The 18519-nt window shown below is 65.8% G+C and carries 16 protein-coding genes and 1 tRNA gene; 10 read left to right on the forward strand and 7 right to left on the reverse strand.

The window, feature by feature from the left end; all coding sequences use genetic code 11:
- The first annotated feature begins 91 nt into the window (after positions 1 to 91).
- Entirely contained in the window at positions 92 to 1153 is a 1062-nt protein-coding gene (locus tag ACSLUQ_RS01380; protein WP_461807495.1) for a helix-turn-helix domain-containing protein, read from the forward strand.
- Positions 1154 to 1582: 429 nt separating this feature from the next.
- Positions 1583 to 2038 (forward strand): MerR family transcriptional regulator, encoded by a 456-nt coding sequence (locus tag ACSLUQ_RS01385; RefSeq protein WP_417771121.1) that lies wholly within the window; start codon positions 1583 to 1585, stop codon positions 2036 to 2038.
- 257 nt (positions 2039 to 2295) lie between these two features.
- On the opposite strand, the gene carA is transcribed toward ACSLUQ_RS01385, so the two are convergent.
- Positions 2296 to 3507, reverse strand: coding sequence for a glutamine-hydrolyzing carbamoyl-phosphate synthase small subunit (carA, locus tag ACSLUQ_RS01390; protein ID WP_461807496.1), 1212 nt, complete (start codon positions 3505 to 3507; stop codon positions 2296 to 2298).
- 242 nt (positions 3508 to 3749) lie between these two features.
- On the opposite strand from carA, the gene ACSLUQ_RS01395 reads away from it, so the two are divergent.
- The 5 genes from ACSLUQ_RS01395 (at position 3750) to ACSLUQ_RS01415 (ending at position 11124) form a co-directional block, all read left to right on the forward strand.
- Entirely contained in the window at positions 3750 to 4205 is a 456-nt protein-coding gene (locus tag ACSLUQ_RS01395; RefSeq protein WP_417771119.1) for a GatB/YqeY domain-containing protein, read from the forward strand.
- Between the two features lie 295 nt (positions 4206 to 4500).
- Positions 4501 to 6504 carry a DNA primase gene (gene dnaG / locus ACSLUQ_RS01400; protein ID WP_417771118.1) on the forward strand — a complete coding sequence of 668 codons (2004 nt, stop codon included), beginning with the start codon at positions 4501 to 4503 and terminating at the stop codon, positions 6502 to 6504.
- Between the two features lie 604 nt (positions 6505 to 7108).
- Positions 7109 to 9148, forward strand: a complete 2040-nt coding sequence (gene rpoD / locus ACSLUQ_RS01405) for an RNA polymerase sigma factor RpoD (protein ID WP_417771117.1) — start codon at positions 7109 to 7111, stop codon at positions 9146 to 9148.
- 41 nt (positions 9149 to 9189) lie between these two features.
- A complete protein-coding gene (locus ACSLUQ_RS01410; RefSeq protein ID WP_461807497.1) occupies positions 9190 to 9612 on the forward strand; it encodes a hypothetical protein in 423 nt (140 codons plus the stop codon).
- Positions 9613 to 9780: 168 nt separating this feature from the next.
- On the forward strand, positions 9781 to 11124 hold the full coding sequence (locus tag ACSLUQ_RS01415) for a DUF930 domain-containing protein (protein WP_461807498.1): 1344 nt from the start codon (positions 9781 to 9783) through the stop codon (positions 11122 to 11124).
- A 31-nt stretch (positions 11125 to 11155) separates the two neighbouring features.
- Here the strand turns inward: ACSLUQ_RS01415 and cueR are convergent, their stop codons facing one another.
- Entirely contained in the window at positions 11156 to 11539 is a 384-nt protein-coding gene (gene cueR / locus ACSLUQ_RS01420; protein WP_417771114.1) for a Cu(I)-responsive transcriptional regulator, read from the reverse strand.
- Positions 11540 to 12114: 575 nt separating this feature from the next.
- Between cueR and ACSLUQ_RS01425 the strand changes: the two genes are divergently transcribed.
- Positions 12115 to 12504 (forward strand): DoxX family protein, encoded by a 390-nt coding sequence (locus ACSLUQ_RS01425; protein ID WP_417771113.1) that lies wholly within the window; start codon positions 12115 to 12117, stop codon positions 12502 to 12504.
- Positions 12505 to 12611: 107 nt separating this feature from the next.
- A complete protein-coding gene (locus ACSLUQ_RS01430) occupies positions 12612 to 13709 on the forward strand; it encodes an NAD(P)/FAD-dependent oxidoreductase (protein ID WP_461807499.1) in 1098 nt (365 codons plus the stop codon).
- A 33-nt stretch (positions 13710 to 13742) separates the two neighbouring features.
- Here ACSLUQ_RS01430 and ACSLUQ_RS01435 read toward each other — a convergent pair whose 3' ends face one another.
- From ACSLUQ_RS01435 to ACSLUQ_RS01455, 5 genes are all read right to left on the reverse strand, one after another.
- On the reverse strand, positions 13743 to 14270 hold the full coding sequence (locus ACSLUQ_RS01435; protein ID WP_461807500.1) for a cytochrome b: 528 nt from the start codon (positions 14268 to 14270) through the stop codon (positions 13743 to 13745).
- A gap of 191 nt (positions 14271 to 14461) precedes the next feature.
- The gene (speE, locus tag ACSLUQ_RS01440; protein WP_461807501.1) at positions 14462 to 15331 is read right to left on the reverse strand and encodes a polyamine aminopropyltransferase; all 870 of its coding nucleotides are present in this window, start codon (positions 15329 to 15331) and stop codon (positions 14462 to 14464) included.
- The gene (speD, locus tag ACSLUQ_RS01445; protein ID WP_417771109.1) at positions 15328 to 15852 is read right to left on the reverse strand and encodes an adenosylmethionine decarboxylase; all 525 of its coding nucleotides are present in this window, start codon (positions 15850 to 15852) and stop codon (positions 15328 to 15330) included. The genes speE and speD overlap by 4 nt, the downstream gene beginning before the upstream one ends.
- Before the next feature lie 238 nt (positions 15853 to 16090).
- Complete coding sequence (locus ACSLUQ_RS01450; RefSeq protein WP_461807502.1) at positions 16091 to 16828, reverse strand: SIMPL domain-containing protein; 738 nt, start codon at positions 16826 to 16828, stop codon at positions 16091 to 16093.
- A 131-nt stretch (positions 16829 to 16959) separates the two neighbouring features.
- Positions 16960 to 18033, reverse strand: a complete 1074-nt coding sequence (locus tag ACSLUQ_RS01455) for an AI-2E family transporter (protein ID WP_417771107.1) — start codon at positions 18031 to 18033, stop codon at positions 16960 to 16962.
- Positions 18034 to 18281: 248 nt separating this feature from the next.
- On the opposite strand from ACSLUQ_RS01455, the gene ACSLUQ_RS01460 reads away from it, so the two are divergent.
- A tRNA-Ile gene (locus tag ACSLUQ_RS01460) sits at positions 18282 to 18357 on the forward strand.
- Positions 18358 to 18519 lie beyond the last annotated feature (162 nt).

The raw sequence follows: 18519 nt of genomic DNA on the forward strand, positions 1-18519 counted from the left end.
TAAATTGGACAGTGACATGCCACTTTGCAGGGGCCTTCTGCCCTGACCTCCTCATGCGGATCCTCGCCGCAGCTTCGACGGACTGAATTCCATGCTTGCGAGAACCGGCGTTCTGGCGTCGACGGACACATTGCTCATTCACGGGCGCGCCCGTGTAGGTCTCGCGGAATATTGCGAGCAGCGCGGCGTGCCGTTCGATCTGGTCCTGCAGCAGAGCGGGGCGGACGGCGTGTGCGAGACGGCTCCGCTGGTCGGTCATGTGAGCCTGCGCGATCACGCGCGCTCACTGGAGATCGCGAGCCGCTTCGCAGGCGATGACTGCTTCGGGCTCGGCTGGACGCGCGACCAGGGGCCGGGTGCCGACGACACGGTCTCGCTCGCCTTGCGCTATGCGCCGGACTTCCTGTCCGCCGTCGACTTCATGGGACGCTTTCTTCACCTGCTGTGCGATTTCTCGGAGGTCTTCGCGCAGTGCGAGAACGACTGCGCGACGTTGAGTTTCTCGCTGTCGCCGGAACTGGTTTGCCGCGACCAGGTGACCGACCGGATCGCCAGCAAGGCCTATCGTCGGCTGATGAGCGCCGGGGGCGAGGGCGTGGAGCTGCTTGAAGCGGTGATCGCGCGCTCGCGCCCCGCGGATGCCAGCGTTCACGAGGCCTTCTTCGGGGGCGCGGTGCGGTTCTCCACCGGCGGCAATCGTCTCGTCTTCCGCGTGCCGAAGGACAAGGCGCCGAACCCGCGCCGGGACGACGACCTGTTCGCGGCGATGTGCGAGTTGAACCGGCGGCGGCTGGAGGACCGGCGGCGGCTGGAGGATTTCACCGCTCTCGTGTGCGATGCCATCGGTGAGCGGATTTCGCGGCCGGACCTGACCGTGGCTGATGTGGCGCGCGGTCTGGCGATGAGCACGCGGGGCCTTCAGCGTCGACTGGCGGAGCGGAACCTGACATTCCACAGTCTGCACGAAAGCGTCCGTCTTCGCATGGCGGCCGACTATCTTGCGCTGTCCGACCTGCCCATGTCCGAGATCTCCTATCGGCTGGGATTTGCCGCCGTCGGCAATTTCTCCCGTGCCGCCCGCCGTTGGTTCGGCTGCCCGCCGACCGAGTGGCGGCAGGCCCATTCGGGCGTCGGGCGCAGCGGATGTTCGTGATCCTTCTCGCGCGGACGGGGCGCGAGCCTTGCGGCCCAAAGGGCGGGTCAAGGCCCCGAGGCGGTTTCCTTTAGGGTTCAAGTAATAAGTAATCGTGTAAAAATTAATAATCCGGAAACGATGTCTTTTGGGTTTGCCTCCCCGTGTGCCCACCATCGGGAGTTGCCTTAAAGACTTCTGGCCTGAACGCCGTTTTGGCATCTGTCCACAACGCCGAACGCGGCGGCAGGTGGAACGGCGTTCCTTGACTTCTTGTTCTGGTTGTCGTGCGGGCGTGCGAAATGTGCATTTATGTGACGAATTGTGTTTTGGGATAAATTTTTGGCGCGTTATGCGAAGGTGTCTTCTAGGTGATAATGCCATAGTCGGGGTTGACGTGCGCCCGTCGGGGGACAGAGCGCACTTTGATCGGGAATGACGGACACTGAAATGACGGAACTGTCTAGAAGCTCAGTCTTCGGGCCGGACCTTGCCGGGCCGATTGATTCCGATGATCCGAATGCCGCAAAGCTGTCGATCGCCGAAATGTCGGAGACGTTCGGCGTGACGCTGCGTGCGCTTCGGTTCTACGAGGAAAAGGCTCTGCTCCAGCCGGAGCGCAAGGGAGCCCGCCGTTTCTATGGCACGCGTGACGTGGGGCGCATGCGTGTCATTCTCCAGGCCAAGCGCCTGGGCATGACGCTGGTCGAGATCCGCGAGATCATTGCGTTGCTCGAGGGCCGCACGGGCCGCATCGGGCAGCTCAAGGAGCTTCGCGAGATGTGCTCCAAGCAGGAAGACCTGCTGAAGGAGCAGTTCGCCCAGATCGAGGATCAGGTGCAGGAGATGAGCGGCGTTCTCAAGGCGCTCGAAGGTCTCATCTCTGCAAATGACGGCAAGGCCTGAACAGGGCCCGCGAGCAATGTGCCCATGATCTGCCTGCCCGGGTTCTGACCCCAGCCGGGAGTCGCGACATTCGCGACTGGTGATTTCATGGCCTAGCAAAAAAGCGCTTCCGGCGACCCGCCGGAGGCGCTTTTTGTTTTGGGGGGGCGGTTCGTTTGTCGTGTGGCGCGCCGGCCCTTGCCGGAACCGGGCGTGGAAACGAAAACGGGCAGTCCCAAGGACTGCCCGTTCGAAACGTTTCTGTCTTTCCGGCGCCCTCAGGCGACGACGTCCTTTTCCGGGATCGCCTCTTCGCCCTTGCGCGCGCGCATCAGGTTGGTGAAGCGGCGGAAGAGGTAGTGGCTGTCGCGCGGGCCGGGCGAGGCCTCAGGGTGATACTGCACCGAGAAGACCGGCTTGTCCTTGAGGCGCAAGCCGCAATTGGAGCCGTCGAAGAGCGAGACATGTGTCTCCTCGACGGCGGCCGGCAGGCTCTTGGCGTCAACGGCGAACCCATGGTTCATCGAGGTGATTTCAACCTTGCCCGTGGTACGGTCGAACACCGGATGGTTGGCGCCGTGGTGGCCCTGGTGCATCTTCAAGGTGGTGCCGTCGAGCGCAAGCGCGAGCATCTGGTGGCCGAGGCAGATGCCGAAGACCGGCAGGCCGCTGTCGACGATCTCGCGGATCACCGGCACGGCGTATGTGCCGGTCGCGGCCGGGTCGCCCGGGCCGTTGGACAGGAATACGCCGTCAGGCTTGCGCGACAGCACGTCCCGCGCCGAGGCGTCGGCCGGCAGGACGGTGACCTTGCAGCCGGCGTCGGTCAGCAGGCGCAGGATGTTGCGCTTGATGCCGTAATCGAGCACGACGACGTTGAACTCACCCTCGGGCTTCTCGCCGTAGCCCAGCTCCCACTGCCAGCTGGTCTGCGTCCAGCTGTAGCTCTGGGTGGCGCTGACGTCCTTGGCAAGGTCCATGCCGACGAGGCCGGGCCAGGAGGCGGCGGCCTGCTTCAGCGCCTCGATGTCAAAGTTGCCGTCCGGCGAATGGGCGATCACCGCATTGGCAGCGCCGGTCTCGCGGATCAGGGCCGTCAGGGCGCGGGTGTCGACGCCGGTCATGGCGACGATGCCGCGGGCTTTCAGCCAGGCATCGAAGTGACGGGCGGAGCGGTAGTTGGACGGTTCGCTCACTTCGGCGCGCATGATCGCGCCGCGAACGCCGGATGCTGCCGCCATGTTGACGGTCTCGACATCCTCGTCGTTCGTCCCCACATTTCCGATGTGCGGGAAGGTGAAGGTCACGATCTGTCCGGCGTAGGACGGATCGGTGAGGATTTCCTCATAGCCGGTCAGCGCGGTGTTGAAGCACACCTCGGCGCAGGCCTGACCGACGGCACCAAGGCCCTGGCCCTCGATCACGGTCCCGTCGGCCAGGACCAGTACGGCCGTGGTCGGCGTCGCGGACCAGACGTCTGCGGTCGTCATTGTGTTGCTTTCTCGGTCGGTTCGGTGACAATCTGGCGGTCAACGCGCCTTGACGGATCGGTATTCTGGTGTCAACGGTGCGTCAAGCGCGGCACTTTATGGGAAGCGCGCTTAGGGGTCAACTGTTGGCTTGTTAATAATAATCTCGATAAATCAACGTCTTAAGCAAGGGGCTTTCGCGAACTTCTTTCCGCTGCGAAGGGCGGTAGGCAATGGGCGCGAGGCAGACGGCAGGGCAGAGCATGCGTGAACGGATCGATGCGGCGTTGCAGGACGCCGTGGGCAGCGACAACAAGCGCCGGGCGGCGACATTGCGCCTGGTGCTTGCCGCGATCAAGGACCGCGAGGCGCGGGCCCGCGAACTTGGTCATGACGGCATGCCGGAAGCCGAGGTTCTCGACATTCTCAACAAGATGGTGCGCCAGCGCGAGGCCTCCGTGCGCGACTACGAAGAGGCTGGCCAGCTCGAACTTGCCGAGCAGGAGCGCGAGGAAGTCGCCATCATCAACGAGTTCCTGCCGAGCCAGTTCGACGCCAAGGCGATGCAGGTCGCCTGCGAGGACGTGGTGCGCGACATCAGCGCCAACGGACTGCGCGACATGGGACGCTGCATGAACGCGCTGAAGCAGCGCTACCCGGGACAGATGGACTTCGTGCGCGCCAGCTGCGTGGTCAAGGATCTGCTGCGCACCGAGTGACGCCGGGCCGGCCGTGTGTCGCCTGGCCCTGAACTTTTCCCCTCTTATGCACAATGCACGCATCGGCTTTTGTGGGCGCGCTCTTGCGCCTCGAAAGCGTGGATTTGCCTCGCTTTCGCGCCCACATCGGTGGGTGCGTGCCGCCGTCGTCCGCTGTAGGGTTGGACGCTGCCGGTGCTAAGCCGATATATGCAGGAAGCTTGTCTGTCGGGTTTGGCGTTGTGCCGGCCGGCAGCGCCTTCTCTCGCGTGCCCTGGCATGCGGGCGCGGGCCATCCAGACGTTCGGACGCTTTCATGCGCTTTTCGCCCAACCTCCTTGACGAGATCCGTGCAAGGCTTCCGCTTTCGGAGGTGGTGGGCCGGCGTGTCTCGTGGGACCGGCGCAAGTCGCAGCCGGCGCGTGGAGACTTCTGGGCCTGCTGCCCGTTCCACCAGGAAAAGACACCGAGCTTTCACGTCGACGACCGGCGCGGGCGCTACAAGTGCTTCGGCTGCGGCGCGTCGGGGGATCATTTCCGTTTCCTGACCGAAACCGAGGGGCTGAACTTCCCCGAGGCGGTCGAGCGGCTTGCCGGGGACGCCGGCGTCGTGCTTCCGGCTCCTGATCCGCGCGAGGCGGCGCGTGCCGAGCGCCGGGCCAGCCTGGCTGACATCTGCGAGATGGCGGCGCGCTTCTTCCAGGACCAGCTCACGCTTTCCGGCGGCGAAGCGGCGCGCGCCTATGTGGCCAGGCGCCGGCTCAAGCCCGAGACCCTGCGCGAGTTCCGCATCGGCTTCGCTCCGTCGGGGCGTGATGCGCTGAAACGGCACCTCGCCTCGAAGGGCGTGGAGGAGGCGGACATGGTGGAGGCGGGGCTGGTGATCCGCCCCGACGACGGACGCGCCTCCTACGACCGGTTTCGCAACCGGCTGATGATCCCGATCCAGGATGACCGCGCCCGCGTCATCGCCTTCGGCGGGCGCACGCTCGACCCGGATGGTCAGCCGAAATATCTGAACTCGCCGGAGACACCGCTCTTCCACAAGGGCACGATGGTCTTCAACTTCCACCGCGCCCGCGAGCCGGCCCACAAGAGCGGCCAGGCGATCGTCGTGGAGGGTTATCTCGATGCCATCGCCGTATGGCAGGCGGGCATGGGCAATGTGGTCGCAGCCCTGGGCACGGCCTTCACCGAGGAGCAGGTGGGGCGGTTGTGGCGGCTGTCGCCGGAGCCGGTGATCTGTTTCGACGGCGACGCGGCCGGCGTCGGCGCCGCCCATCGGGCGGTCGACCGCATTCTTCCCGGCCTCAGGAGCGGTCACTCGTTCGGCTTCGTCTTCCTGCCCGACGGCAAGGACCCGGATGATCTGATCATCGAGGGCGGGCCTCCCGCCTTTGCGCGTGCGCTCGGCGAGGCGCGCCCGCTCATCGATGTCATGTGGGAGCGCGAGATCGCGCTGGCGCGGATCGACACGCCCGAGCGCCGCGCGGCGCTGGAGAAGTCGCTCGACGACCTGATCCGCACCATCGCCGACGAACGGGTGCGGCGCGGCTATCAGCTCGACATCCGCCTGCGCCTGTCGAACCTCTTCTATCAGCAGAGCCGGGCGCGGCGTGGTGCCCAGGGCGGTGGCGGCAATCGCGGCGGGCAGCAGGGGCAGGCCGGTGCCGAGCCTTCCGCACAGGCGCGCGGCTCCGATCTTCCCGACAGCTCGATGTTCGGCAATGAGCGCACTTTGTGCGGATTGTGCCTGCGCTATCCCGAACTGCTCGAGCGTCATGTGGAGCGTGTCAGTCGGGCGGTTTTCGGCGACACGCTGCACGCGCGTTTTCGCGACGAGCTCTGCCGCATCGCCACCGAACTGGAGGACCAGCCGGTCAACGGCTTCTTCGAGACGCTCGACGCGCGCTTCTACCAGATCCTGAGCGAGGCGCTCGATGGCGAGAGCCGTGGCGAGGAAGGCCGGGCGGGCGGGACTGCGGGGAGCGCCGCCCGCTTTCGCGATCTCTTGCAGCGCCTGCCGATCCTGCGTCACGATCCGCCGGCAGATTTTATCGAGGACCTCTTCGTTCACCTGCTCGACGTGCTCGAGACGCGGGCGCTGGCGGAGGAGCTGGATGCCGATCTTGGCGCGCTCGACGAGGCGCTCGACGAGGATGCCTGGCAGCGCGTTCGCGCCCAGTCGCAGGACCTGGCGCGGCGGCGGGAGGAATGCGCCCGCGACGAACAGGATCTCGCCGACAGGGCCAAGGTGATCCGGGCCGCGCAACCGGCTCCGCGTCCCCCGTCGGTCGCCGCGATGCAGGGGCGCGCCTGACGTACAGTCCGTGATCGGCTGTTTCGCCTGTTGATAGCGTGCCGAATCAATTGACGGCAACGAATCGCTCTTGCGAATCCGGGTCTTTGCGCTACATAGATCCTTCATGCAGCAAACGGCACCGCGCATGGCAGGTCACGGGCGATACGACCCATCAAGACCATATGCCAACAATGCGGCACGAAATCATCACGCTGCGCGAAGCCCTAGATCAACGGGCGCCGGTCCCTCGGACCGGACGGCCAGGGGTTGGTCGTTTTCAGAAAGCTGGAGCAACAGGTTCGCCTCACGCGGGCCAGGTTTGTTTCGGAGCGGAGCCAGATCTCCGGATGACACCCGGTTTGCGGGTGCAACGGCGAGACGCTTTGCGTCCGCGGCTTGTCGAAACGATTGGCAGGGTTAAGTGGCACTTAACGGTCACCGAATAAATGTCTGACTGAATGTTCCGTGCGCCGGCCCGACAGGCCGCTCGCGGGCGAGGTCGACATTTGGTTTGCCGGTTGTCCCATGGCGGGTGGGACAGATCGACGGCGAGCCGCGGCGACCTGAACGACGTGACGAACGACAGCACCGGGCCCTTGGGGCTCGCGGGCCGGAGAGAAACATGGCAGCGAAAGCAACCCAGGCGGAAGACACCCAGGAAACTCCGAGCGAGAGCTCTGACGGTCCGCTTCTCGATTTGTCGGATGCCGCTGTCAAGCGGATGATCAAGGTCGCGAAGAAGCGCGGCTATGTGACCTACGAAGAGCTGAACGAGGTGCTTCCCTCCGAGGAGGTGACCTCCGAGCAGATCGAGGACACGATGGCGATGCTCTCCGACATGGGCATCAACGTCATCGAGGAAGAAGAGGCCGAGGAGGCCCAGTCCGAGGAGAACCGCGAGGCAGGCGGCGATCTGGTCGAGGCCAGTACCACCGCCGTCGCCAAGGCGCCGGCCAAGGAGCCCGCCGACCGGACAGACGATCCCGTGCGCATGTACCTGCGCGAGATGGGGTCGGTCGAGCTGTTGTCGCGCGAGGGCGAGATTGCCATCGCCAAGCGCATCGAGGCCGGTCGCGAGGCGATGATCGCCGGTCTGTGCGAAAGCCCGCTGACCTTCCAGGCCATCATCATCTGGCGTGACGAGCTCAACGAGGGCAAGGTCCTCCTGCGCGACATCATCGACCTCGAAGCGACCTATGCCGGTCCCGATTTCAAGGCCGAGGGCGCCGAGGACGAGAGCGAAGACGGCGAAGACGGCGCGACCGAGGGCAGCGCAGGCACGCCCGGCGCCAAGAACGAGGAAAACGGCGGCTCTTCCGGCGAGGCCAATGCCAACACCAACGCGGATGGCGAGGGAGACGGCGACGGCGATGACGACGATGAGTTCGAGGCGAACATCTCGCTTTCGGCCATGGAGACGGAGCTGAAGCCGAAGGTCCTGGAGACCTTCGACCGCGTTGCCGACGACTACAAGAAGTTGCGCCGCCTGCAGGACCAGCTTGTCGAGAACAAGCTCGCCAACAAGACGCTGTCACCCTCGCAGGAGCGCCGCTACAAGAAGCTCAAGGACGACATCATCACCGATGTGAAGAGCCTGTCGCTCAACCAGCAGCGCATCGACGCGCTGGTGGCGCAGCTCTATGACATCAACAAGCGGCTGATGGGCTACGAGGGCCGGTTGCTGCGTCTCGCCGATAGCCATGGCGTCGACCGCACTGACTTCCTCAAGCAGTATCAGGGCAACGAGCTCGATCCGAACTGGATCCGCAAGGTCGCCAATCTCGCCTCCAAGGGCTGGAAGAACTTCGTCGCCTCCGAGAAGGAGATGATCCGCGAGCTGCGTCAGGAGATTCAGGACCTGGCCTCGGAGACCGGTCTGGAGACGGCCGAGTTCCGTCGCATCGTGTCGATGGTGCAGAAGGGCGAGCGCGAGGCGCGCATCGCCAAGAAGGAGATGGTCGAGGCGAACCTGCGTCTCGTGATCTCCATCGCCAAGAAGTACACGAACCGCGGGCTGCAGTTCCTGGATCTCATCCAGGAGGGCAACATCGGCCTGATGAAGGCGGTCGACAAGTTCGAGTACCGGCGCGGTTACAAGTTCTCGACCTATGCCACATGGTGGATCCGACAGGCGATCACCCGCTCGATCGCCGACCAGGCCCGCACCATCCGTATCCCGGTGCACATGATCGAGACGATCAACAAGATCGTGCGTACCTCGCGCCAGATGCTGCACGAGATCGGCCGCGAGCCGACCCCGGAAGAGCTGGCGGAGAAGCTGCAGATGCCGCTGGAGAAGGTCCGCAAGGTCCTCAAGATCGCCAAGGAGCCGATCTCCCTCGAGACGCCGATTGGCGACGAGGAAGACAGCCATCTGGGCGACTTCATCGAGGACAAGAATGCGGTCCTGCCGATCGACGCGGCGATCCAGTCGAACCTGCGGGAGACGACGACACGGGTGCTTGCCTCGCTCACGCCGCGCGAGGAGCGCGTGCTGCGCATGCGCTTCGGCATCGGCATGAACACCGACCACACGCTGGAAGAAGTCGGCCAACAGTTCTCGGTGACGCGTGAGCGTATTCGCCAGATTGAAGCCAAGGCGCTCAGGAAGCTGAAGCACCCGTCCCGGTCGCGCAAGCTTCGTTCGTTCCTCGACAGCTAAGACCAGGGCATGGCAGCAGGCGGGACAGCCGTCCGTCCGGCATGGGGCGTGATGGCCGCCTGCTGCCATGCCTGCTTCCCGCCAGCGTGGCGGTTGCTGCACCTGTTGCCTGTGGCGTGTGGGTCGCCGTTGCCTGCCTCGCCCTTGCCTTCGCCTGCGACACTCTCGTCCGGCTGCCCTTCGCGGAGCGGCTCGGCGCGGCCGGCCGGAAGATCGCGGCCTTGAGCGCAGGCAAGCAGGCCTCGCTTGATTTCACGGTCGGGAACCCGCGCGCCAGAACGCGGCGCGGCTGTCGGTTGCGGCTCATTCTTGCCGATCTTCCCTGGATGTATTCCCAGATCCGCCATTTTGCTGAGGACCTGCGCGAACGGCTTGTGCCGGGATCGCGGATCGTGGCAAGCGGACGTGGTACGTGGATGGGGGTGGTCTTCGAAGGCGTGCGTGTCGTCGGGGACGAGCGTTAGGCAGTGCAGGGCTCTATGGCAGGCGAAAACCCGCAGGACGACGACAGGAGCCGCGTGGGGCCGGCCACGCGGCCTGACGCGCGCGCCATGGCGGCGGACATGCCTGCGGTCTCACCCGCAGTGCCAGGCGAGGACAAGGTCCCGAGCGAAACCTTCTGGATGCGGCCCATGGGCGTGGGCCTTGCGCTTTCGCTCCTGCTGCATCTGGCGGCGGGCTACCTGTTCGTTCATGGGGTCGAGGTTTCGCGCACGCTTCCCGGGTTCACCGAGGAGCCCGTCGAGGTGGTGATGGTCTCGCCCGAGGAGGCCGCGGCGGCGAAGGACCCGCCACCACCCCCGCAGGAGCGGGCCCGGAAAGAAGAAGCGCCCCCGCCCCCTGAGGAGGACAAGGCCGAGGTCGTGGAAGACCCCGAGCCCGCGGCAGCGGCCCCCGAGCCTGAGCCCAAGCCGCAAACCGATGCGGAGCAGGAGCCCGAAGAGACGGCAGCCGAGGAGCAGAAGCCCGAGCAGCCCCCCGAGCAGCCCCCCGAGCAGCCCCCCGAGCAGCCCCCTGAGCAGCAACCGCCCGAGACAGAAACACCGCAGGAGCAGCCCGCGGCCCCACCGGAGGGGGAGGCGCCTGCGGAGCAGATGCGCCGTGTCCTGCAGCCGGTGACCGAATTTGGCGAGGAGGACAGCGGCAACCAGGAGCTGGACGGCGACGGCGCACGCGAGGCGCAGCCGCTTGAGGACGGCGCGCGCGACAAGGAGCCCGGATCCGAAACCGAAGGCGCGCCCGAGGAGGAGACACCGGCCGAGACGGCGGATCAGACCGCCGAAGCCTCTCCCGCCGAGACGGCTGGCGAGGCCCCCGAGGTCGCCGGGGACACCGCCGACACTGCCTCCCAGGAGCCGCCAGTTGCACAGGAGACGCAGGAGCCCGCGGCCGTGCCCGCCCCGGCACCCGAAGTTCTGGCGGCCGAGGCCTCCGGGGAGGATGGTCTTGCCGGAGAGGCCGCGCCGGGAACGCCGACAGGCGCTGGCGTTGTTGCCCTGCCGCCGCAAAAACCCGTCGACATTGCCGCGATCGCGGCCCGGGCGAGGGGCGCGCCGTCCGGTGCGGCGCTGCCGGGCACGCTGCCGCCGGGTGTCTCGGTTTCCGGGGCAGGCGGCACCACCTCGGCGCGCCAGCTCTTTTCCCATGCGCTGTCGCAGGACCCGCGGGTGCGCGCGGCCATGCGCGGCATGGGCCATGCGGCGCGGGCCGATCTCCTGTGCATGACGGAGCTGCGCAGCCAGTTGCGCAGCGGCCGGCCGTCCTACAATCCCGACCTGCTGCCCTCGTTCCGCCTGCGCACGGGCAATGTGCTGGAGCCCAAGCGGGCGGCGTTTCGCGCCAACGGGCTCTGGTACGAACTCGCCTTCCGCTGCGAGCTCAATGCCGAGATCACCCGGGTGGAGACCTTCAGCTACCGGGTCGGTGCGCCGGTGCCGCGCGTGGAATGGGCCGAGCGGGGTTTTCCGGCCAATTGAGGGCTGGCCGCCTGACTGGGGGCGTCTGTTGTCAGCGGGCGAGATCGTCGAGGATCGGGCAATCGGGGCGGTCGTCGCCGTGGCAGCAGGCGACAAGGCGGGAAAGCGTCGCCTTCATCGTCTCCAGCTCGGCGATCTTGCGCTCGACCTCGCGGATCTTCTCCTGTGCCACCTTCTTCACGTCGGCGCTGGCGCGCTGCTCGTTGTCATAGAGCGAGATCAGTGACCGGCATTCCTCGATGGTGAAACCGAGGCCGCGGGCGCGCTGGAGAAAGCGCAGCCGGTGCACGTCGCTGTCGGAATAGTCACGATAGCCGTTGGCCGCGCGCGCCGGACGGATGAGGGCGATGTCCTCATAGTAGCGGATGGTCTTTGCCGGCAGCTCGGAGCGCACGGCCGCCTCGCCGATGTTCATGGGCACGGTCTCCTGTTCTCGTCCCTCCTATCTGGGCCTTCCCGTTACTGGAAGGTCAAGGGCTCTGCCTCGCGCGCCGCGTCACCACACAGGTGGAAAAGTCGGATTTCCCTGAAAGGAAGTTGTCGTCTTGCGTCATGCTCGTCAGACTGGCGAGGGTGAAGGGCATTGCGGGGGCGCGTGTGGCGGATAGGGAAGAGCGGCTGGAGATCGGCAGTCGATATGAGTTGCAAAACTGGTTGGCGGGAAACCCTGTCGACTGGGCGCAGTCGATTGCCGTGAGGGCGGCGCTCAGGGTCATTCCGTTGGTTTTCAGGATCCACGAGGCTCCTGACGGGCGCGCTGGCCTCGGCTCAAAGCAGGGCTTGATCTTGCTGGCTTTCAGGACACCCCGCCCGCGCCGTTTCCTCTTGTCTCTCCCGCCCTCCATTCAGTGGACAGGGGCGCGCGGCGGGCGGTTGGGGCTGGGGCGGTGCCTGCATGCCTGCTAGGCTTTCGGCCGGACGGTTTCCGTCCGCTCGCCAGTCGCGCGCGCCGATCCGCCGTTTCCGCGCAATGCCCATTCGGAGATCCTCATGACTTTTCTGCGTTCCTATTCGCCGTTTCTTCTCAGCGTGCTGCGGATCATGTCCGGTGCCCTGTTCCTGCAGCACGGCACGACCAAGCTGCTGTCCTTCCCCGTGACCCAGATGTCGGGTGTCAACGTGATGACCATGCCTGGCGCCGCCGGTATCTTCGAACTGGTCTGCGGTGCGCTTCTGGTGCTTGGCCTCTTCACCCGTCCGGCTGCGTTTCTGGCCTCCGGCACGATGGCGGTTGCCTATTTCCTCGCCCACGCGCCGCGCGATTTCTATCCGATCCTGAACGGTGGCGAGCTTGCGGCACTGTACTGCTTCACGTTCCTCTACATCGCCGCTGCCGGCCCGGGGCCGCTCAGCATCGACCGGCTGCGCGGCGCGGCCTGAGGAAGACGTCTTCGCGACGATGCCCCGTGCGGTCTCCGTGCGGGGTTTTTCTTGTGCGGGGAGGGAGTTACAAGAGTGTCCGCGCTCCTTGCCGTGAGGTTTTCGCCATGAAGGTCATCGTCGTTGGCGCCGGTATCGCCGGCCTTTCCACCGCCTGGGCGCTCGTGCGGCGCGGCGTTGAGGTCACGCTTCTGGAGCAGGGGCCGATACCCAATCCGCTTTCCGCCTCCGGCGACCAGCACCGGGTGATCCGGCGCGCCTATGGCGGGCACACAGGCTACCAGCGGCGCATCGACGAAGCCTTCGACGCCTGGGATGAGCTCTGGTCGGATCTCGGCGAAAAGCATCTGGTCGACACGGGCTTCCTGCTGATTTCGCAAACGGGCGCCGACGAGGCGATTGCCTCGCGCGACAGTCTCGAAGCGGGCGGTTATCCGGTCGAGCGGATGACGGCCGCGGAGGTGGCGGGCCGTCATCCCTTCCTCGACGGAGAGGCGATCCATTCGGCCGCCTTCAGTCCGGAAGGCGGCGTGCTGCTGTGTCGCGGGGTCGGTTCCGGCATCCTCGACTGGCTGCGGCGGGCGGGGGCGGATGTGCGCGAGAATGCGCAGGTTGTCTCGCTCGACCGGGAGACGGCCAGCGTGCGGCTCGCCGACGGGACTAAGCTTGCCGCCGACCGGCTGGTGGTCGCCGCCGGGGCGTGGGTGCTGAAGCTGCTGCCGGATCTGGCGGACCGGCTCACCGGCTATCGCACGGCGGTGGCCTATCTGACTCCGCCGGAGGACCTGCGCGCCGCCTGGGAGGCATCGCCGGTGCTGCTCGACGTCGGCGGCGCGGTCGAGGGCTATGTCCTGCCGCCGGTCGCTGGCACCGGACTGAAGGTCGGCGCCGGCATTCACAAGGTGCCTTGCGGCCCGGATGCGCGCCGGGAGGCGGAGACCGGAGAAGGCGCGCGCCTGCGCGGGTATTTCTCCCCGCCCTTCGCCCGGATCGACGACTATGCCGTCGCCGAGGTGGTGACCTGCGCCTACACGTTCACCGAGGACCGGCATTTCTTCGTGGAGGCGGGCGCGCGCACCACGGTTGTTTCCGCCTGTTCCGGCCATGGCTACAAGTTCGGGGCGGCGGTGGGGCGGCGTGTCGCCGAAGGGGTGCTCTCCGGCGACGGTGCGGCACTTTCCGCCTGGCTTGCGGCGCGCGATTGAGAGCGGATGCCGCGTTCGCGCGCGGGGGGGCGTTCAGCGACGCGTGGGAAGCATCCTGGCCATGACGTCGTCCTTGAGGACGAAGCGATGCCAGAGCGCGGCCAGGACGTGCAGGGAAATCAGCACGATAAAGACCGGCTTCAGCGTCTCGTGGATCTCGCCGGAGATGTGGATGCCCAGATACCAGGCCGCGAGCCCGGTGAGCGGAGCGCCGATCAGCAGGACGTAGAACAGCACGTAGACGGATTTCATCGCGGTGACGAGATGCGGATGCAGGGCATCGGGAGCAGGGGGAGCGCCACGGGCCACGCGCAGGCCGAGGCGCGCGAGCGCCAGGACCAGAACGGCGACCCCGACCCAGATGTGCAGATTGCCCATCAGCCAGACCAGCGTTTCCGGTGTTTTGCCGTCGCGCAGGACATGGCCGTAGTCCTTGATCGATTCCCCGAACACGAGCTGGAAGATGACGAGGGCGGCGATGAGCCAGTGCAGCCCTATCTGCGCGGGACTGTAGCTGGGCGGCGTCGCCCGGGAGTGGATGGAAGGGGAAATCTCGGACATATGGCTACCTCATGGGAAAGGATGGCTGAAACTCTGCGCGCCCGTCCCGTCCCAGGCTGCGTCGGCATTATATTCGCATTGTTTCGCAAATTTGTGCCTGTCCTGTCGCCAATTGTAACGAAGGCGGCGGGCACAAAAAAACGCCCGCGCGGGGCGCGGGCGTCTTCGGTTTTTCAGATGCCCGAGGGCTGTCAGGCCTTGCGGCCTTCCTCGACGATGTCGCGGATGAAGCGCGGCAGCGCGAAGGCCGCCCGGTGCACTTCGGGCGTGTAATAGCGGGTGTCGAGCCCGGCCGCCTCGAAGCGCTGCTCGAGCGTTTCGAGCGACACCTTGCGCAGCTCCGCATTGTCGGTTGCCCAGCCGAGCGCCATGTGACCGCCGAAATATGTCGGGATCGCCGCCACATAGGCGGAGGCGTCCGCATAGATCGCCGAGAAGCGGCGGATCGAGTCGAGCAGCTCGTCGCGCTGCAGGAACGGCACGCCGTTCTGGGTAACGAGCACGCCGCCCGGCTTCAGGCAGCGATGCACCGCGCGGTAGAACTCCTCGGTGAAGAGCACGGCGCCCGGACCCATCGGATCGGTGCTGTCGACCATCACCACGTCGAAGCGGCGGTCGGTCTCGGCGACAAAGCGGGCACCGTCGTCGATGACCAGATCGAAGCGGTCATCCTCGAAGACGGCGGCGTTGAAGTCGCCGAAATGCTCCTTCGAGAAGCTCACCACGGCGTCGTCGATCTCGACCTGTGTCAGGCGCTCGATCGAGGCGTGTTTCAGCGCTTCCTCGGCCATGCCGCAATCGCCACCGCCGATGATCAACACCTCGCGGACGTCGCCATGGGCAAGGATCGGCACATGCGACATCATCTCGTGATAGATGAACTCGTCGCCGGTCGTCACCTGGGTGACGCCGTCCAGCATCAACACCTTGCCGAAGACCGGGTTGGTGAACAGCACGAGATCCTGATGCTCGGAACGATCCTGGAACAGGATGTTGTCGCACTCGTACTTCACCTCGACGCCCGGATAGAGCGTCTCGTTGAAGACCAGACCCTGGCTCATGCGACCTCCTTGCCGCGCAGCAATTCGCTGACATCCGTACGGCCGGGCGAAAAGGCGCGCTTCAGCACCTCGACGCATTTGTCCGGTTCCGCGTCGCCGCACATGAACACGTCGAATGCGGCGTAGCCGGCCTCCGGCCATGTGTGCACCGAGATGTGACTCTCGGCCAGCACCGCGACGCCGCTCACGCCGGCAGGCTCGAACGGATGCAGATGGATATGCAGAAGCGTTGCTCCCGCCTCCTCGACACAGGTCCGGAGTGTCTCCTCGATATAGGGGAGGTCGTCCAGACGCTCGGCGTCGTAGAGATCGATGATCAGATGTGCTCCTGCGCAGCGCACGCCGGCCTTCTCGATGAAGTGATCGAGGCGGTCGACCTCTGCGGCGACGCGAGGTGCGGTGTAAATCTTGTCTTCCGTATGGGTGGTGCTTCTCGGCTCGACATGGGCGGACACCGTCCGCTCGTTGCAGTCGCGAGCCTCCAAGTCCATCCCCAATTGGAAGAGGCCGTCGTCAGACATGGCGGTCTCCCCAACCAGTAGATGAAACCCGGGTAAGTCCCGAAGAGCTCCGTATAAGGGCCGATTCGGGCAAATTCAATGCCCGCCGGAAATATATTCCGTATATTCGCGCTGACCTTACGGCCGCAGGCGCATCATTTGGGGCAAACGGGCAAAGACTTTCGAAGAACTGTTAGCCGGGTAAGTCGTTTTTGCGTCGAAAGGTCGCGGCGCGGGTGCCCCCCGCGCCGCCGTTTCGTTACTGGTTCAACTCGAAGGAGACGTTGACGCGGATCTCGAGCTCGCTCTCGCCGGCCTCGATCGGAGCCGGTGCGCCGCCATCGGCCATCTTCATTTCGGCGCGTGCCATCATCATCACCGGGCGGGGCGAATAGTCCTGCTCGTTGATGGAGAGCACCCGGCCGAGCTTCGCGCCGGAAGCCTCGGCGTAGATCCGGGCCTTGCGGATGGCGTCTTCCATGGCTTCCTTGCGGGCCGCGTCCTTCAGCTTGTCGGCGCCGCTGACCATGAAGCTGATGCCGCCGATCTGGTTGGCGCCGTCGCGGACCATGACGTCGAGCAGCGTGCCGAGCTTTGACAGGTCGCGCACGCGCACGGAGACCGAGTTGGAGACGCGGTAGCCGATCATCTCCTGGTGGTATTCCTCGCGGGTCTTGGACTTCACCTGGCTGTAGCGCGGCGAGACGTTGAAGCCCGAGGTCTGGATGTCGCGCGCCTCGATGCCGGCTTCCTTGATGCGGTCGATCACCGCGGTCATGGCCTTGCTGTTCGCGGTCATCGCCTCAGCGGCGGTCTTGGCGTCGCTGACGACGCCGCTGGAGACCATCGCCATGTCCGGGGCGGCGCGCACGCTGCCCTGTCCGACCATGTCGATGGTGGCGATGCGGGGCTCGTCGGCGGCCAGCGCCGGCGAGATCGCAAGGGCGGCTGCGGCGGCGAAGATCGCCAGTCGGGGGGCGATGCTGTGGCGGGTCATACGGTCTCTCCGGTGGTGAGGGGCCGGTGTTTCGGCCTGTCATGGATGGCGGGTCCGGCGGGCCCGCCGGCAGGTCAGGCGAGCATTGGCCGTCAATTGCGGCGGCGAAATGACAGTCCAGGTTGCGCCGTTCAGACAGCTTCGCGCAGGCGTTCCAGCGAGATCGGCTCCCCGACTTCGCCATCGGCGGAAAGCAGCACGGCCATCGGCCGCGTCGCGCGGAACTGGGCGCAGATGATCAGCACCATCACCGTCAGCGGCACGCAGAGCACCATGCCCGTGATACCCCAGATTTCGCCCCACAGGCTCAGCGACAGCATGATCACGAGCGCCGAGAGGTTGAGGCTGTTGCCCATCAGCCGCGGCTCCAGCAGGTTGCCGATGGAAAACTGGATGGCGCCGAGGCCGAGAGCGATCGCCAGGAAGGGCGTCAGGCTGTCGAAATAGACCAGCGACAGAAGGCTGGGGAAAATCACCGCCGTCAGCGAGCCGATGGTGGGGATGTAGTTGAGCAGAAAGGCGATGAAGCCGAAGAGCGCCGCATAGGGCAGGCCGAGCAGGGTGAGAAAGCCCGCGGTGAGGCAGCCGGTCAGAACGCTGACGGCCGTCTTGATGCCGAGATAGTGGCGCAGCGCCTGGGTGATGCGGCTGCGGATCAGGAAGGCGAGCTCGGCCTGATCGGACGTGGCGAAGAGGCGCTGCATCTTCCGGTCGAAGGTCGACTGCTCCAGCATGAGAAACAGCACGTAGATGAAGACCAGCGAGGCGGAGCTTGCAACCGTCGTCAGCGCGTTGGCGCCGGCGGTGATGGCGCGGTTGAGGAAATTGTCAGGCACCAGGTCGCGCAGTTCAATGGGGTCGGCCAGCCCGAGCTTGGCGGAATAGGTGTTGAAGAGACTTTCGAAACGGGCCTGGTAGACGGATGCGTCGCGGGCAAGCTCGGTCAGATTGGCCGTGACGATGTCGACCACGACGATGGAAATGCCGAAGATCACCGCAAGCGCGGCGACGAAGGCGACGCTCCACGGCAGGTGCAGCGGTCCGAAAGGTATCGAACTGATCAAGGTGGCGAGCGCGTTGATCAGATACCAGACCAGCAGCGCGATGACGAAGGGCAGCAGCAGGGCGCGCCCGACGACGAGGAGCCAGCCGACGAGGCACAGGCAGACGAGAACGAGGGTCAGCGTCATCAGGAAGCGCGGCATCGTCTCTCCGGGTCCGTGCGCGCGGGCGTGGCCCGCCATGCTTCGACCCATGCCGGAGGGGAGGGGCCGCGTCAAGCATTCCGGGGCCCTGCGGAGGCTTGCCCGTGGACCATGGTGCTCCAGCGTCGTGCGGGTGCTCTCTGCTGCTTGCAAGGCCCGGACGAGGTGATATAGGAAAAGGCACGCGAAAGGTGCCTTCGCCCGAAGCTCCTTCGCCGACGTCACCGGCCATCCGCGCCGGCGCCTGGGGGCCTGTAGCTCAATGGTTAGAGCCGTCCGCTCATAACGGATTGGTTGCAGGTTCGAGTCCTGCCGGGCCCACCATCCCCTTTCAAAACAAGCGCTTGATACGAAGAGCACGCAAGTGGGTCACACAGGGGAGCCGCAGACGTGCTCAATCCGGCCTGTCCCGCGCTGGTCCGGGCCGGCGTCCGGTGGGTGCGGAAAGTCGTTCGCCGGGCCCGCGATCATGCGCGCGGGCCCGGC

Source organism: Stappia sp. ICDLI1TA098 (assembly GCF_054880955.1).

Coding starts and splice junctions, on each gene's coding strand:
- ACSLUQ_RS01450 (WP_461807502.1), bottom strand. CDS start 16,828: ATGACCCGCCACAGCATCGCCCCCCGACTGGCGATCTTCGCCGCCGCA.
- rpoD (WP_417771117.1), top strand. CDS start 7,109: ATGGCAGCGAAAGCAACCCAGGCGGAAGACACCCAGGAAACTCCGAGC.
- ACSLUQ_RS01430 (WP_461807499.1), top strand. CDS start 12,612: ATGAAGGTCATCGTCGTTGGCGCCGGTATCGCCGGCCTTTCCACCGCC.
- ACSLUQ_RS01395 (WP_417771119.1), top strand. CDS start 3,750: ATGCGTGAACGGATCGATGCGGCGTTGCAGGACGCCGTGGGCAGCGAC.
- cueR (WP_417771114.1), bottom strand. CDS start 11,539: ATGAACATCGGCGAGGCGGCCGTGCGCTCCGAGCTGCCGGCAAAGACC.
- ACSLUQ_RS01425 (WP_417771113.1), top strand. CDS start 12,115: ATGACTTTTCTGCGTTCCTATTCGCCGTTTCTTCTCAGCGTGCTGCGG.
- ACSLUQ_RS01385 (WP_417771121.1), top strand. CDS start 1,583: ATGACGGAACTGTCTAGAAGCTCAGTCTTCGGGCCGGACCTTGCCGGG.
- dnaG (WP_417771118.1), top strand. CDS start 4,501: ATGCGCTTTTCGCCCAACCTCCTTGACGAGATCCGTGCAAGGCTTCCG.
- speE (WP_461807501.1), bottom strand. CDS start 15,331: ATGAGCCAGGGTCTGGTCTTCAACGAGACGCTCTATCCGGGCGTCGAG.
- carA (WP_461807496.1), bottom strand. CDS start 3,507: ATGACGACCGCAGACGTCTGGTCCGCGACGCCGACCACGGCCGTACTG.
- ACSLUQ_RS01435 (WP_461807500.1), bottom strand. CDS start 14,270: ATGTCCGAGATTTCCCCTTCCATCCACTCCCGGGCGACGCCGCCCAGC.
- ACSLUQ_RS01455 (WP_417771107.1), bottom strand. CDS start 18,033: ATGCCGCGCTTCCTGATGACGCTGACCCTCGTTCTCGTCTGCCTGTGC.
- ACSLUQ_RS01410 (WP_461807497.1), top strand. CDS start 9,190: ATGGGGCGTGATGGCCGCCTGCTGCCATGCCTGCTTCCCGCCAGCGTG.
- ACSLUQ_RS01415 (WP_461807498.1), top strand. CDS start 9,781: ATGGGCGTGGGCCTTGCGCTTTCGCTCCTGCTGCATCTGGCGGCGGGC.
- ACSLUQ_RS01380 (WP_461807495.1), top strand. CDS start 92: ATGCTTGCGAGAACCGGCGTTCTGGCGTCGACGGACACATTGCTCATT.
- speD (WP_417771109.1), bottom strand. CDS start 15,852: ATGTCTGACGACGGCCTCTTCCAATTGGGGATGGACTTGGAGGCTCGC.